At 33.4% G+C, this 16,675-nt stretch carries 11 protein-coding genes, 1 tRNA gene and 1 pseudogene; 9 read left to right on the top strand and 4 right to left on the bottom strand.

Annotated features, from left to right (window positions below; translation table 11 throughout):
- Positions 1 to 8: 8 nt before the first annotated feature.
- A pseudogene (locus GOQ16_RS16595) lies at positions 9 to 686 on the bottom strand (DUF3050 domain-containing protein); the annotation flags it as partial.
- A 425-nt stretch (positions 687 to 1,111) separates the two neighbouring features.
- Between GOQ16_RS16595 and GOQ16_RS16590 the strand changes: the two are divergent.
- Positions 1,112 to 2,377 (top strand): family 16 glycosylhydrolase, encoded by a 1,266-nt coding sequence (locus GOQ16_RS16590; protein ID WP_160070318.1) that lies wholly within the window; start codon positions 1,112 to 1,114, stop codon positions 2,375 to 2,377.
- 380 nt (positions 2,378 to 2,757) lie between these two features.
- On the opposite strand, the gene GOQ16_RS16585 is transcribed toward GOQ16_RS16590, so the two are convergent.
- Together GOQ16_RS16585 and GOQ16_RS16580 are read right to left on the bottom strand one after the other, a co-directional pair.
- The gene (locus tag GOQ16_RS16585; protein ID WP_160070317.1) at positions 2,758 to 3,870 is read right to left on the bottom strand and encodes a TlpA disulfide reductase family protein; all 1,113 of its coding nucleotides are present in this window, start codon (positions 3,868 to 3,870) and stop codon (positions 2,758 to 2,760) included.
- 67 nt (positions 3,871 to 3,937) lie between these two features.
- The gene (locus GOQ16_RS16580; protein WP_160070316.1) at positions 3,938 to 5,290 is read right to left on the bottom strand and encodes an alpha/beta hydrolase; all 1,353 of its coding nucleotides are present in this window, start codon (positions 5,288 to 5,290) and stop codon (positions 3,938 to 3,940) included.
- A 234-nt stretch (positions 5,291 to 5,524) separates the two neighbouring features.
- On the opposite strand from GOQ16_RS16580, the gene GOQ16_RS16575 reads away from it, so the two are divergent.
- The 6 genes from GOQ16_RS16575 to GOQ16_RS16550 all read left to right on the top strand — a co-directional run bounded on the left by GOQ16_RS16575 (position 5,525) and on the right by GOQ16_RS16550 (position 14,562).
- Positions 5,525 to 6,112, top strand: a complete 588-nt coding sequence (locus GOQ16_RS16575; RefSeq protein WP_160070315.1) for an RNA polymerase sigma-70 factor — start codon at positions 5,525 to 5,527, stop codon at positions 6,110 to 6,112.
- Positions 6,113 to 6,171: 59 nt separating this feature from the next.
- Positions 6,172 to 7,353, top strand: a complete 1,182-nt coding sequence (locus tag GOQ16_RS16570) for a FecR family protein (protein ID WP_160070314.1) — start codon at positions 6,172 to 6,174, stop codon at positions 7,351 to 7,353.
- A gap of 254 nt (positions 7,354 to 7,607) precedes the next feature.
- Entirely contained in the window at positions 7,608 to 11,015 is a 3,408-nt protein-coding gene (locus tag GOQ16_RS16565; RefSeq protein WP_160070313.1) for a SusC/RagA family TonB-linked outer membrane protein, read from the top strand.
- A gap of 11 nt (positions 11,016 to 11,026) precedes the next feature.
- Entirely contained in the window at positions 11,027 to 12,562 is a 1,536-nt protein-coding gene (locus GOQ16_RS16560; RefSeq protein ID WP_160070312.1) for a RagB/SusD family nutrient uptake outer membrane protein, read from the top strand.
- 18 nt (positions 12,563 to 12,580) lie between these two features.
- Positions 12,581 to 13,588, top strand: coding sequence for a hypothetical protein (locus GOQ16_RS16555; protein ID WP_160070311.1), 1,008 nt, complete (start codon positions 12,581 to 12,583; stop codon positions 13,586 to 13,588).
- Positions 13,588 to 14,562: a fibrobacter succinogenes major paralogous domain-containing protein gene (locus GOQ16_RS16550; RefSeq protein ID WP_160070310.1), complete on the top strand. Its 975-nt coding sequence runs from the start codon at positions 13,588 to 13,590 to the stop codon at positions 14,560 to 14,562. The genes GOQ16_RS16555 and GOQ16_RS16550 overlap by 1 nt, the downstream gene beginning before the upstream one ends.
- A gap of 852 nt (positions 14,563 to 15,414) precedes the next feature.
- Here the strand turns inward: GOQ16_RS16550 and GOQ16_RS16545 are convergent.
- A tRNA-Ile gene (locus GOQ16_RS16545) sits at positions 15,415 to 15,488 on the bottom strand.
- 85 nt (positions 15,489 to 15,573) lie between these two features.
- On the opposite strand from GOQ16_RS16545, the gene GOQ16_RS16540 reads away from it, so the two are divergent.
- Together GOQ16_RS16540 and rpsU are read left to right on the top strand one after the other, a co-directional pair.
- Positions 15,574 to 16,206, top strand: coding sequence for an HAD family hydrolase (locus GOQ16_RS16540; RefSeq protein WP_160070309.1), 633 nt, complete (start codon positions 15,574 to 15,576; stop codon positions 16,204 to 16,206).
- Positions 16,207 to 16,359: 153 nt separating this feature from the next.
- A complete protein-coding gene (rpsU, locus tag GOQ16_RS16535; RefSeq protein WP_149915634.1) occupies positions 16,360 to 16,554 on the top strand; it encodes a 30S ribosomal protein S21 in 195 nt (64 codons plus the stop codon).
- Positions 16,555 to 16,675: the final 121 nt, after the last annotated feature.

The raw sequence follows: 16,675 nt of genomic DNA, 5'->3' as shown, positions 1-16,675 counted from the left end.
GCAGGATTTCAGCTATTGAGGAAAATGATACTTGCAAAATCAGCATGATTCACCAAAATTGACGAAGAACCACTTTGTTCGGAATAATCATGTTTCGAAACTAGTTGGATTTCTTCCCATTTTTGGGCATCATCTTGTGCTAACTCTTCAATCATTTTCATTGCCAACGGTCCATGTTCATCTCCATCTAATTCTATATGTCTTTGGAAATAGTAAATAAACTTCGCTAAATCAGATTCGGGGAAGTTTATTTGAATTTCCTTTAATATGGATGAGAACATATGAGGGATCAAGTCTTCTCTTCCAAAAGTAAAGGCAGCTGCTATTTTGTGCGGCTCTTTGGTTTCAATGATTCGAAAGGTGAACTTTAGAAACTCTTTAATTCTAATATCTATATCCAAATTTTCAATACTTTGGAATATATCATTTGATTTTTTAACATTAGTCAAAAAATCTTTAATAGATCTGGTATTAGATCCCATTGATTCCATAGCATCCATGTACATTTCAAAATGGCTTAATCTTCTGCCATCAATATACGTATCTGATTCCTCTGCCAAAACAATCTCATTAATCAAATAACGCGTATTTGGATATTCTGATGCAAACCAAGGAATAGTCACACAAGTGAGTTCAATTTGTAACGCTTTGAGAAGAGACATGAAATCCCAAACCGCAAAAACATGTACTTGTGTAAATTTTTATATATGTTCTAAAGTTTTAATCTTACTATAAAGTGGATGATTATTTAGTAAGTGTTTTTCTTCCTCAATAAAAGCCTGTATGTTCTCAAATTCTTTCATTTAACAAAGTTAACCTATAGACGTCGATATTATAGATAGATTAATAGGCAAGATTAAGGTTTTTAAAGGATATGAAATATATATGACACATTAATAGGTTTTGCACATATAGCATATCTAAATTATATCTAAAATAATATTTAATGAACGTATAATTCATGTGATAAGAAAGATTGAAATTTTTTCAAAATAATTTGAATTAGAATAAAATATTACAACAAATAATGCGTTATGTATTACATAATGTAAATGTATTTTTGCATTTATATATATCAATTAGCTACTTAACAACCATAATTATAAACATAATGAAAAACCAAATTACAACTTTGAAGTTGATTGCAACTTTTACGCTTTCTAGTGGGCTACTATTTTCTTGTTTAAAGTCTGAATTAGTGAAAGAACCCGATTTATCCTTAAAATCCATCAAAATTGGTGAAAAGTCTGCTTCAGTAAATCTATCTCAATCTGATTTGATTTGGTCAGATGAATTTAACACAGTTGGATCTTTCGATACAACGAAATGGAGTTACGCTGAAAGAGGCACTGTAGCATGGAATCGATACATGACACATACTACGGATTATGTTTCAACAGATGGTAGCAATCTACTGTTACGTATGGACAATGCAGTAATACCTGGTGATAATGTACCTTATCATGCTGGAGGTGTAAAATCAATAGGAAAATTTAGCATGCGATATGGAAAAGTGGAAGTGAGAGCGAAATTTACGCAAGGTAGAGGTTCTTGGCCTGCCATTTGGATGATGCCAGAACCCGCAACCCAATATGCAGGCTGGCCAGGAGGAGGTGAAATAGATATTATGGAACATGTTAATAATGAAAATGTCGTTTATCACACAATCCATAATGCGAGTGTAACAAATTCTAACGGAGGAAGTACAGCAAGTAAAGCTGCATCTTTTTCTGTAAACAATTTTAATATCTATACGATGGAATGGACACCTAATGCAATTAGATTTTATGTAAATAATGTTTTACAATATACTTACAGTAGAAATGCTAGTGCAGGATGGCAGCAATGGCCTTTTGATGTACCATTTTATTTGATCCTAAATCAGGCTGGTGGTGCAGGTTGGCCAGGTCCAATAACCAATACAGATCTTCCATTTAGTATGCAGGTGGATTATGTTAGAGTTTATAGTATTCCTCTTTTTGGAAATGGTGGATTTGAAACTGGTTCGTTATCACCTTGGACAACATGGGGAGGAGGAGCTTCAATTCAAAATTCAAATATGCAGTCAGGAACAAAATGTATTCAATTGACTGGTACTAATGAAACCGCTATTGAACAAGTGGTGTCTGGTTTAAAAGCGAATACGACATACCGTATTACGGGATCTGCTAAAATTCTGACAACAGGTAGCTCAGTTAGTTTAGGAGTTAAAAATTATGGCGGTTCTCAAATAGCAACAAGTTTTAATACCAATTCTTATACTACTAAATCTGTAACGTTTACGACAGGTACGTCATCCACATCCGCGACAATTTATTTTTATAAATTTTCAAATGGAACTGTTGTTGGGGATGATTTTCTATTAGAAGAACTATAAAATGAGCTAGGTGAAAAGTTGCGTGATGTTTATTTACCGATATATTTTATAGCACGATTATTCATGATTAATAGAAATCTTAAAGCATTATCCCCCGTCAAAATTAGCGGGGGATATACATCAATTAATTCGTTATAAATATTATTGAGCTGCACTATTGATTTAAAAGTAATCTGTATACTAATAAATTCGAATCATTCGTTACGCAATTTTCTATATATGATAATGCATTTATTTGCTTAAGCTGTTCTTAGTAATTTTAATAATACTAACCTCTAGTCATAAAGTTTAATACGATCTACGGAGATTTCTATTTTAACATTAAACTGCATAGAATAAAAAAGCCTTAATCTTTCGATTAAGGCTTTTGGCTAATCAAATTATTGATTATTGAAAATTTCTTGTAATTTTTCGTCTAATTTATAACCTCTTAGATTAACCGCAATAATTCTACCATTTGGATCTATTAAATAATTTTGAGGAACTGCTTTAACTCTATAAAGTGTTGAAGCTTCATTTTTCCAACCTTTTAGATCACTCACATTAGTCCATTCAAGTTTGTCATCAGCGATGGCTTTCAACCACGCATTTTTGCCATTTGGAGAATCAAGAGAAACACCAAGTATGGTAAAACCTTTATCTTTATATCGTTGATAAGCTTTCACCAATTTTGGGTTGTCAGCACGGCATGGACCACACCAGCTCGCCCAAAAATCTAATAATACATATTGACCTCTAAAATCTGATAATTTAACAGGCTTGTCATTGACGTCGTTTTGAGTGAAATCAGGCGCTATTTTTCCAACTCCAGCAATAAGAGCAGATTTTAAGTATTCATTCACCAAATTACCAACTGATGAATTTTGAACTTCAGTAGATAAAGTATTAAATAGTGTATCAAAATCATCTGGTAATAGCATATGGTGAATTCCTCTCAATCCATGTATACTAAATAATGATGTAGGATTTTCTTTTATGAATTGGCTTACTAAATCCTTTCTAAGAATGTTAATTTCATCTTGCTTTGCAAAAATTGGTTTTGTAAATGCAAGATCGCTTTTTTGCTCTGGAGACAAAGCATCGTACTCTTTTCTGATTTCTTCAAATAGAACTTCCGAAGGTTTTATATGATTAATATATTTTTCATATTTATCATTTATAGGCATGCCTGTTATAGAAGCCGTTTTGATGGAATCATTAATGCTAATATTTGCTGTTCCTTTTTCAACATAAATTGTTCTTTCGTCACTCAAAACAGTTTTCTTTGTGACATTTGTATCTTTACTATAAGCAATAGTAACTTGAGTAGGCTGGTTGACATTGATTGAAAATTCAGCAGTAGGTTTGTCAATTATTAGAGAATCAACAAGGTTTGGGCCATATAAATTGTATTTAATATATACTTTGCCAGAAGGCTTCTTGCCTTCAAAATTGAATTTTAGCGTACTTTGTCCCTCTTGAGCTAACGCCAAAGTAGGAATTAATCCAAGCATTAATATCGATTTTTTTATAAAATTTTGTCTCATTTTTTCTTTAATTATAGATTAAAAATATCTGTGGTTATTTGATTTTATGTCTTAAATCCAAACTGATTTTTGCTGGAAAAATTCTTTCAGGATCATTGAATATTGCACAACTTTCTATCAGATTATTCTCTGAAAGTTCCACTTTCTTATTGAAAACTTTTTTGTTGCCATACACTACATTCACCTTCTTAGATAAGTCTATCATGTCTTCACTTAAGTAGATATTTATACTGCCAGATTCGATTGGTTTTGATTGACTTAAATCAGTGTTTTTCAAAGACGCATTTAAATAAATTGTATTTGTTTTTTTGTCAATATTAAAAGCAAATGAAGCACGATTGAATTCATCATTTTCCTTGATGTCAATAGGGTTAGTAATGGCAATATTATAGAATGATTTACGGTAACGACCATCCATTGCGAATAGTATCCATTCGTATGAAGTAGGACGAGCTGTTCTGCTATATTGCACTAACCAAGGTGTAGTTACGCTGTAGTCAACACCATGACCTTTACCTTTCTGGATATTGATTTTATGTACAAAATCACCAGGGTAGACATTACTAAGAGTGTCGAATTGTTGTTTTGCGCTTGCAGTCAATTTGTTGCGACCGAACATGTGGTCGAATTCTCCTGTTTCTAATGAGAATGCAATGTGTCTAAAGTTGATTGGAGGTGCATTATGTAAAGGTTCACCACCCGCCATAGGGCCAGCACCAGCTAGATAATCTGCATAATACGCGCCCAATCTTTGGCTACCGTAACCACCTTCAGAAATACCCATAATATAAAATTTATTAGGATTGAAAGTGTCATCAATCATTATCATGCGTATCAAATTTTCCCACGCATACTGATGAGCTTTATACCACCAACGGTATCTTTGTTCGCTCGGTATTTGTGGTACGATATAAGCCGTTGCACCATCTTTGTATTGATAGCTCAATCCAAGAGCGCTTAAGAATTCTGGACCCTTTGGACCGGAACCGTGAAGGTTCAAAAATACAGGATATCCATCAGCTGGTTTCTCTTTCTTTTTGATGTAGTAAAACGGCATTGGTTCTTCACCTTTGAGTTGCCAAGTGTGAACTGGAATGTCTCCAATTACTTTAGGATTTTCCGGAAATTCTGTTGGAAGTTTTTCAAAAGTTGTATTAGCAACTTTCCATAATTTCCAAGTTTTTTGTTTTTCAGATTCTATTTCTTTAAGGGAAATATTCTTACCTTTTTTAAACTCATAATTGCCTGATTTTTCGAAATCATTGATTCTATTTTTGAAGTATTTAATTGTCAAACTATCATTTTCCGAACAGTATACAGTAGCGGGTAAAAGGCAGCTCAGAACAACGAAGCATTCCAATAAATGTTTACTTTTAAATTTTAACATAGGTTATATGTATTTAAATATTTGGATTTAATGGCGCCAAATATATGTACAAAAACTAATTCAAAAATCTGCTTCAATAAAATTTGTTAGTAACATTAGCGTTACTGTTTGTGGTGTAAATTTTAAAGTATAATTGTCAAATTTGCATTTTTTTTCAGGAAAATGTTGCAATTTTTTGTAAATATGCGCCTAATAACCGTGATTTTTAAAAAAAAATCACTTTTGAATTAATTAATGGCTTATTTGGATAATATTATTGATAGTCAGATTGATAGCGATTTGGAATTGCTTCAATTAATCAAAATAAGTGATCAGAAATCTTTTGAAATTATTTACAATAAGTATTGTGATATTTTATTTGAGCATGCTTACCGAATAATCAGAGAACGAGACGTTTGCATGGATATTGTCCAAGATATTTTTACTTGGATTTGGACAAATCGAGAGTTTTTGGAGATTAATTCCTTGAAGCCTTATCTACTTGCGGCAGTCAAATTCCAAGTGGCAAATTATATTCGTAAAAATAAAATGCATGAATCGTATGTCGATAATTATCTTATTTTAAATTCTTCCAATTCAGTAGTCGATACGGTTTACGAAATTAAAGAATTGAAGAATCTTATCAGCCATCTTAAAGGGCTTTTGCCTGAAAAATGTCGACAAGTTTTCATATTGAGCCGAGATGAACATCTGACAAATAAACAAATTGCTGATAATTTGGGAATTTCTGAAAAAACTGTTGAAATGCATATTTCATTGGCATTAAAGAGATTAAGGCATTGGGTTGGTGAATATCTCAATCTTTTGCTGATCTTTTTTTAATTTTTTTACTTTCTCACCTAGGGTAATGCATGACTTGTGTTACTAATATATAGTGACTTATGAAAAACACACAATTTGATCAATTATTGGCAAAAATTACATCAGGTTCTGCTACAGAAGAAGAAATGTTGTTGTATTATAGATGGTATGATAAACAACTACTCAAATCTCTTGATGAGCAGGAACTTGAGAATGCAAAACGGGGAGTATCTGAAGAGATATTTAACCGATTGAAACCAATATTAGATAACAACGAAAACCAAGTAAATAAATCTGTAAAAATCAGAAAATATCTATTGTCCAAATGGTGGTATGTATCTGCAGCTGCAGCTATCCTCATAATCATGTTTAGTGTTAATTATGTGAGAAATCAAAACCCACTTCATGTGGTTCAAAAAGAATATAGTAAAGTAAATTTTGTTGAAAATCAAGGTGTTACGCTGATTCTTGGTAATGGTGATAAGATTGATATATCAGCTATATCAAGTGACAAGCTCAATGAGTTTGCCGATAAAAAGATCGCTAATAAGGATGGTAATATCCAATATGATTTGGACTTAAGTGATATAAAGTCAGATGTGTCCAACACAAAAGAAGTTGTTCATAATACGCTTTTTACGCCAGCTGGTAAAACATATCACATCGTCTTAGCTGATGGAACTAAAGTTTGGCTAAATGCTAAATCAATGTTGCGATTTCCAATCAATTTTGATGGTAATGAAAGACGTGTCCAGCTTATCGGTGAAGGCTACTTTGAGGTTGTGACGAATGCTTCTAAACCTTTCATTGTGGAGAGTGAGGGGCAGGAATTGAAAGTGCTTGGTACCAAGTTTAATGTAGAAGCGTATACAGATGATTCGTCAGTGAAGAGCACATTATTGGAAGGAAAAATAGCTATCAATGCGATCGCATTAAATAAAACTTTAATGCTTTTTCCAGGTGAGCAGGCTGTAATAGTAGGCGAAAAAATTGTAAAGCGTAAGGTATTATTGAAAAATGTGTTGGGCTGGAGAAGTGGTGTTTTTGTATTTGACAATGATAATTTGGGGGATATATGCCACATTTTGTCACGTTGGTACAATGTAGAATTTGATACTACCAAAAACTCGAAAATTTTAAATCAATTATTTAGTGGTACGATTCCAAAGCATAATACGGTTGACGAAGTTTTGTCAATTCTATCAGAAACGGAAGCGATTAAATATAAACGCGAAGGAAGGAGGATCGTATTTATGAATTAAACTTTACTGAACTAATCTTAAACCAAGCGTCTATCGCATGAAAAATTTAAATAATTAATCCTAAATAATATTTGTTTAATATGAGGTATATATTAATATTCCTTCTGTGTATAAATTTCCAACTCTTTGCGAGCCAATATGGAAATAAAATCACAATTGTAAAAAAGAATATCAATCTTGAAACAATTTTAAAAAATATACAGTCACATACTGATTTGCACATCATATGGCAACCAAATCAAATTAATAATAATTTGAGATATGATGTTAACGTATCCAATTTGACATTTGATGAATTATTCAATGAATTGAATTTACATGAACATCATGCATATACCATCAAAAACAATACAATCGTCATCAAACCTAAAGTTAAAATCACTAGCAATGTAAACCAAAATTTTATATTGACAGGTAATGTGAAAGACAACATCACTAAGAAGCCTATAGCTGGTGTGAGTGTCATTGCTGAAAAAGGTGGAGCAATTTATTCGGCTAGTTCTGATAATAAGGGAAACTTTTCAATAAATGTAAAATCAAACGGTCAATACGATTTAACTTTTTCTTTTGTAGGGTATTTGCGTAATAAACAACAAGTACATGTTTCAGGAACAGAACCGATTGTGGTTGAGGTTTATCTTGATGAGAAGGCTATTTTGTTTGAAGATGTCGTGGTAACAGGATATCAGACAATTAATAAACGTGAGCAGACAGCAGCTATCACATCTTTGAAAATGGAAGATATTATGATGCCCGGTGTTAGTAGTTTAGATCAAATGCTAGAAGGTCGCGTGCCAGAACTAATGGTCATGAATAATTCAGGTGAAGCAGGTGCTACGGCAAGACTTCGTGTACGTGGTACTTCTACTATTTTAGGTAACCGTGAACCACTTTGGGTATTAGATGGATGGCCAATGACGGACCCAGTTAATGTTTCTCCCGAAGATTTGAATAACCCAGATTACATCAACATTATTGGTAATGCTATTGCAGGTATCAATCCTCAAGATATTGAGCGTATTGATGTTTTAAAAGATGCTGCTGCTACAGCATTATATGGTACACGTGCCGCAAATGGAGTAATCGTAGTGACAACCAAAAAAGGTGTCGTTGGAAAAACAAGAGTGAGTTATAACCACTCATCTAAAATCACAAGAAGGCCAAGGTATACGGATCGTGCAATCAACTTAATGAATTCGCAAGAGCGCGTAGAATTTGGTCGTAATTTAGCTAATCTTCATTATCGTTTTCCTACAAGCATGGCTCAAGTAGGATATGAAGGCGCGATCAATAAGTATTATACAGGACAAATCGATTATGATGGATTTTTGAAAGAGGTACAGCATTACGAAACTGTTAATACAGATTGGTTTGATGTTTTGACAAGAGATGCTTATTCTTCATTCCATACAGTAGATGTTTCTGGTGGTACAAAAGAAGTACGTTATTACGGTTCATTGGGATATGATAAGGATAACGGCGTTATCAAAAATTCCTTCAATGATCGCTATAGTATGCGTATGAATTTGGATGCGAACATTACTTCCAAATTAAAAATGAATCTTCGCTTGAATGGTAATGTACAAAATAAAGCTAGCCATATGCGTGATATCAATCCTATTGATTATGCATATAATACTACACGTGCTTTACCAGCTTTCAATGAGGATGGCTCATATTATTACTATAACAAGATTCCAGCAAGTACAAATCGTGAAGCTGATAGATTCAGATTTAATATTTCGAATGAATTAGAAAATTCAAGTGATTTATACAATGGGGCCGGTATGAATGCTAACTTGGATTTAAAATATACTTTTTCTCCTTCATTAGATGTAAGCGTTGGTGGTACATATACGCGTAATAGTACAACGCAAGAAATGTGGTGGGGAGAGAAAACGAATCAAGTTGCAGGTTGGCGTAATTCGGAATATGGTGTTTTGCCTCCAAAAGGAGAATTGGGCCGCTCTGAATTACCATACGGTGGTTCTATCAAGAATACGAATACGATAAGTGACAACTATGGTTTCCGTATTCAGAGTGATTATAGAAAATCATTTGGTAGTGATAAGCAACATTTAATTACAAGTACTGCAGGTTTTGAGGTGCACAGCACATCAAATAGCTCGTATGCTGACGAAGCGAGAGGTTTTATCAAAGAAAGAGGTAACCAATTTATTAACGGTGTATCAAATCTTGATGATTATCCACTCTATAAATCATGGCTCAACCAAAATCATAGATCGGTAGGTGCGGGGCTCTCCAATGTCGTTTCAGGATATTTAACAGGAAGTTATTCGTATTCAAATCACTTTACGGTTTCGATGAATGGACGTACAGATTACTCAAATAATTTTGGTAGCCGTAGTAATGAAAAATTCTTACCAGTATGGGCAGTGTCAGGTATGTGGAATCCTAAACATACTTTATTTAATAATTTTGACGCATTATCTGAATTAAGATTCAGAACATCATTTGGTAAACAAGGTAACATGTTGCCAGATCAAGGTCCTAATTTAATCATGAAATTAGGTGTGTTAGATCCACATTATAATGAGAATACTTCTACAGTAGCAAGATTCCCTAATCCTAATCTACGTTGGGAGCAAACAGCATCATTTAATGCGTCGGTAGATTTAGGCTTTTTCAGAAATCGTCTAAGCTTAAGTGGTACATATTATAACAAGCAAACAGAAGATGCTTTTACTAGTGTCAAAGTTTCTAGTGTAAACGGTATCCTAGAATACGTGATGAATAATGGAGGTTTGCGTAATTATGGATATAGTTTAACAATTGGTGCAAAACCAATATCAACTGATGATTTCACTTGGAATTTTTATACGATGTATTCAGCTAATAAAAATAAGCTTCGTGTAGGTTCTTTAGAGAATTTTGAGTATTCGAATTATTTGAATGGTACTGCATTAGTAGATGGTGAATCAGTAGGTACATTTTATTCTTACCAATTCTTGGGACTGAATCCACAAAATGGTTTACCACTTTTTGAGGATTACGAAGATCGCAAACACGTATTGGAAGGAAAGTCATTAGAAGAAACTGTAAAAATGACAATGGTGAATAGTGGCGTAAGAGAGCCAAGATTTAACGGAAGTTTTTCAAATAGCTTTAGATATAAATCTTTCTCATTGTCAATGAATATGACGTATAGCTTAGGTTCTAAGGTTCGTTTATTCCCAATGTATTCACCAGTGAGTGGTGGTATCAAAGCTGAAACAAACGTACGTAAAGAATTCGTAGAAAGATGGCAAACTCCAGGTGACGAGTTGATTACAAATATTCCTGCAATCATTTCTCCATCTAACCCATTATACTCAGCATATAGCACACACTACTCAAGAATGGTAAACTCTAAAATCCCTGTATTTGTAGCAAGTGTTTGGGATATGTATGATAATGGAAATCAGCGAGTTGTTAGTGGTAATTTCTTGAAGATGACATCTTTGTCGATGCGCTATACATTAAAACCGGATCAACTTAAAAAGACACCTTTCTCTGCAGCGGCGTTAAGTTTCAATACACAGAACTTATTTACACTAAGTGCTAAAGAATTAAGAGGTCAGGATCCTTCGCAAGCAGGATTTGCGGCAGCTTCGTTATCGATTCGTCCGGCGTACACACTTCAATTTAATGTTTCTTTCTAATAATGAAAACTATGAAAAAACTACTTATTTTATTAGTTGTATTCATCAATATAGGGTGTAAAAAGTTTTTGACAGATTACTCTCAAGATTTAGTAATCGTGAAGACAACTACTGATTTAGATGAAATCATGTTAGGATCGGCTTATCTCCCGAGTCAAGATGGATTAACGGCTTTCGTATCGTCACGTAATACAGCACCTTTTCTAAATTTTTTGGATGACGATATCAACACTGTAATTGGTATAACCAAAGCATTTGAACAAAAAAGTAATCCATTCTTAAATCCATACTTGTATGGCTATATGACTTGGCAACTTGAAGTAGATCGAGGATATGATAATACTATTGCTTATACCGACGATTTAGCTTGGCAATATATCTATAATCGAATTAATATCGTGAATATGGTATTAAAAGAATTAGAAAATGTACCAAGAAATACGGATGCTGATAAGTTAGCAGCGGTAAGAATTGAAGGAGAAGCTTTATTTTTACGAGCTCAATATTATCTATTGTTGAGTAATCTATATGGTGATGCATATAATCCGGCTGATGCAGATGTTAAGCTAACTGTACCTTTGAAATTAACGGAGTTTGTTGAGCATGAAGGAAGTGCTTCTACACAATTTAACCGTGCTACAGCAAAAGAAATGTACAGTCAGATCGTAGCTGATTTGGAAAGATCGGTAGCTTGTTTTGATGAAAGTCCTCAAACTAAAAAGCTATATCGTGCATCAGGTCCTGCTTCAAAACTTTTGTTGAGCCGAGTTTATTTATACATGCAAGATTGGGAAAAAGCCTATAATACAGCTGCAAGCTTTGTAGCTAAAAATAATTCGCTTGTAAACTTAAACATACATGACATTACTAAACCGGTCTTGGATGAGAATAACAGAGAAGTTATTTTTTCGCATGGAAATCTAAGTACACGTACAGTGTTAAAAGGTGCATCGGATGATGTATGTGTAAGTAGAGATTTGTATGATTTGTACGCTGATGATGATTCACGTAAAGATGCATACTTCGCAGTTCACGCTCGCACAGATAGCGTAGGATTAAGCAATAAATACGACAGAACGCTTCGCCGTACATACGTATCAGATATATTCACTTTGAGAAATGTCGAAGGTTATTTAAATCTTGCAGAAGCGGCAGCGATGTTAGGTAGAGTAGATGATGCTGCTAACGCATTAAATACATTACGTAATGTAAGAATTAAAGAATATACTGCGGCTCAATATGATGCAAGTAGTATTGTTGAGGAGGTGAGAGCAGAGCGCAGAAAAGAGTTGTGTTTTGAAGGACACCGTTGGTTCGATTTGAGACGTTATGCAGTTAATCAAGTTCAGCCTTTCCAAAAAGATATTATTCGCTATTATACAGTTTATGATAACAATTCAGACGCGTTAATTCAAACTGAAATATATCGCTTACCGGCTGGAGATCCTGCATATACTTTTTTAATTCCAAAATCGGTAATTGAATTTGAGCCAGGGTTAGTTAACAATCCGAGAAATTCACGTGAATATGAAGCGTTATTGGACTAAAAAATAATAATATACACTATGAAAAAAATAATTTACTTCTTTTTTGTGCTATTATTTGTTAGTTGCAAAGAAGATGCAATCACTCCGAATATAAATTTTGGTTCTCCGTATGTCATCACGGATAATCCAGCAGATGAGGTTCAACACAAGCGTTATCTTTTATATAAAGAATATGGAGTTCCGGTGTTTTTTACAGATACAGTAAGCTCAATTTATCTTACTAAAAACGTACATGGAGACTCGGTATTCACATACGAGAAGCTAGATCTAAACTGGGGTTTTACTTCTGTAGGTTCAGTAGAATATACATATAAATTCATACAAGCTAAAGAGGACCAACTAAAGGCTTTAGATAATATCGAAAAATACTTACAAAATTCTCTTCCTAATTTGAGACCTTTTTCTATTTTCTTAGTAGATCAGTTTGAAGCTAAAGGTAGTAGTGATGTATTGACGATAGACGATCTAACTACACCTGCTCCTCGTAATAGAGTGACTACTGTTAATACGTATAGAACATTAGTTGTATCGCAAGCGCAGAAATCATTCAGTGAGGATTTTTGGCCGCAATATACTATTACTTTATTGAAATCTCAGGTCAAAAAAGCTATTACCAGTAGTGCATATAATGCCAAGTTGATTGAATTTCAATTAGTAAATAGTGCAACACAATTTGAGCAAAGGTGGTCTGCACTTGGAGCCAATGAAACTGGTTTTACACCTGCAAGCTGGAGAACATTTAATTATAATACGGAATATACTGGAGCTCTTGCTACTACGTATAATAAAATAATTAGTGTATTTGGTCCGTACGGATTTATAGGTTTTTCAACTAGATATGGTATATGGTATAGTCCTAATACTACTGACGATAGAAACTTATACATCGATGCGATATTGAGTTATAATCAAGAAACCTTCGAACGTGTATGGGGAAATAGTCCTTTAGTGATGGAAAAATACTCGATTATGAAAGATATTATTGTTAATGATATGAACATTCCTTTAGATCAAATAGTAAAATAATGAACTCATTAATTAAAACATTAGTCGTTATACTTGCTTATTCATTCACATCTTGTGAAAAGGATAATGAAAGTAAAACTATAGAAACTTATGAGATAAGTCAAGAATTAATAAATGGTGTATCTTATAAATGTATAACAATAGGTGATCAGGTTTGGATGGCAGAAAACTTGAGAACTCGTTTGGATGGAGGTCGCGCAGATGGAACTATGACTTTCAATGAACCCTTTGTTACTTTTGCATCTAAAGAGTCATTAGAGCTTAGAAGAATAGCAGAAGCTGAAATTATCAAGCAATGGGAAGCAGGATTTTTTAATGTTAACAATACTGTTAATCAAGAATCTAAACTTATGATTGAAGAATTGTCTGGAAACTTCTTTAATAATACATCGCAAACATGGATCGACCATGTCAATTGGTATGATTACTGGACAGACTGGCAAGCTAGATATAGTCGTACTACTATAGATTTGGTTAAAAATGAAGTTACCAGATTATTTGTTGAGGCTAAGAAAATTGTTCTTCTAAATGCAGCTGATCAAGATTACCTTCAAACACATGGTAATTTATACACATTTGAAGCGAGTAAAAAAGTAGTTCCTGAAGGTTGGAGAATTCCATCGGATGAAGATTGGATGAATTTAGAGAAAGCGATGGGCATGTCCGATCAAGATATTCGTAAGAAAGAAGAGTGGAGAGGAAACATCGGTAGTTTATTAAAGTCTAATCCTCTTGTAGATAATTTTAATGCAACACTTGGTGGAGCATATATCTATGGAATTAGTGAAAATAGTAATGACAACTTTAAGAATAAAGGTTTACGTGGCTATTGGTGGACGTCAACAAAAGACGAAACAGCAGTAGATAGCACGTATTATATTAGATCATTGCGCTTTGATAACGATCAAATGCTAAGAGGTACTACACGTACAGCTAATACAGCCTATAGTATCCGTCTTGTAAAAGATAAATGATATTTGATTTTTTCAAATTTTAAAATGGGTTGAATGCAAAAAACATTCAGCCCATTTTAATTTAATAACATTTCTACTATTTTAAGGCAGAAATAATTGTTTTGCTAGATTTCTCTAAATAATAATCTTTTAGAATATTTACGATTTAATGTTCTAAAAATTGTTCTGCTTCAAAATGTTTAACCAACTAATTTAACAATTTGTAATTGAGCTGAACAAAAAGAAAGTCTACCATTTTACAACCACTATATAATTTTTTCCTATATGATATTAGTTCCAAGCAACCCTGGAACATCTTTAAATAATGTATAACTTTAGAACTTGTGGTAGCTTTGCAAAACCATCTTTTTATAAATTATATTAAGTTGGCTTTTATAATTATTGAATAATCCAAAATAGTCATCAAAATTCATAAGATTTAATTTTGGTTATTAGGCATATTTCTCATCATTGTAGGGGATTAATTTCACCATGCTTGGATATTTAAGTTTTCCAGCATAATCAACACAACTCTTCTATCACTTCTCAGTTTGCCATAATTATTCAATCTATTGATGATTCGTTTTATAAAAGCTAATAATTTCTCTTCAACGACCTTGCGCTCAACTAGCAGGACGGCGAGCGAATAGGAGTAAAGCTGTATTATAAATCGTAAACAATAAATTTATTAATGATTTGCGAGACAAAAGCGAGACAATTCATCAAAAAGTACCGTTTCAACTATATATTGATATAAATATTATTAACAGATTTTTTAACCACTCATAAGGCGAAAGAATTAAAAACAGTGTTTAAATAGTATTTGGATAGGTTTAAAAACAAAAAATCCCCACATTTCTGTGAGGATTTCAGTGCTCCCAACTGGGCTCGAACCAGTGACCAAAAGATTATGAGTCTTCTACTCTAACCAACTGAGCTATAGGAGCAGATTTTTGTTGGTGTCAATTGTGAAGTTTATTCCCTTTTGACGATGCAAATATTGATATTTGTACCGAGAAAACCAAATTAAAAATGCAAAAAATTGAAAATATTATTCTTGATTATGGCAATGTAATTTTCATGATTGACTTCGCAAAATCGCAACAAGCTTTTACTCAATTAGGTATCACAAACGTAGGTGAAATATTTGCGCATTCGGGTCAAATCGAGCTTTTTGATGATTTTGATAAAGGTAACATTACATCTGCACAATTTAGAGATGGCGTGCGTGATTTAACGAAAAACAATACCTTGACGGACGATCAAATTGATACTACTTGGAACGCACTATTGATTGGTGTTCCACAAGGCAAGCATGAGTTATTACTTGCCTTAAAAAGTAAATACAGAACTTTTCTTTTGAGCAATAACAATGCAATACACTACGATTATTGCATGAAGCATATTCAGGATACATATGGTTTTGAAGACAACAGTTGTTTATTTGAACAAACCTATTATTCTCATTTGATGGGTATGCGAAAACCAAACGCTGATATTTTTGAATATGTGTTGAAGGAACAGAAATTAGATCCGACGCGTACTTTATTTATTGATGATAGCCCGCAGCATTTACGTACAGCAAATTCGTTGGGCTTACAGACAGCGCTGTGTACAACGAAAGAACCACTTGATGTAATAGTTAAAAAATGGAATTTGCTGTAAATTAAGGAAACATATTACTATATATTTGTGTTTTATATATCTATAATAGGAATTTAAGTTGATTATTTGAGTTAAGGGTTTGCAGAATCCACTTTTATTTCTACCTTTGCACCACAAAGAATTTTTCAAAACGAAAGGAGGTATACAGGAACTATGATTATCGTAAATGTTAAAGAAGGAGAATCTCTAGATAGAGCATTAAAACGCTTCAAAAAGAAATTTGAGAAGACTGGGGTTTTACGTGAATTACGTTCTCGTCAAGCATTCGAGAAGAAGTCTGTAACTCGTCGTATTCAAGTTAAGAAAGCAATCTACAAACAAGGATTACAACAGGAAGTAACTGCGTAGTTGTTGTGTAGAACACAATATTAAAGTCAATCCATTAGGGTTGACTTTTTTGTTGTGTGCCCAGCATGGGCAATAACTCTAGGGTGTAAGTCCCGAACACGCCTTTACAGTGGGAAGTGTT

Origin of the sequence: Sphingobacterium bovisgrunnientis (assembly GCF_009829085.1) — a bacterium.
Taxonomy (GTDB): Bacteria; Bacteroidota; Bacteroidia; order Sphingobacteriales; family Sphingobacteriaceae; genus Sphingobacterium; species Sphingobacterium bovisgrunnientis.
The sequence above is the reverse complement of the archived record's forward strand: the minus strand, read 5'-3'. Positions and strand labels throughout refer to the sequence as shown.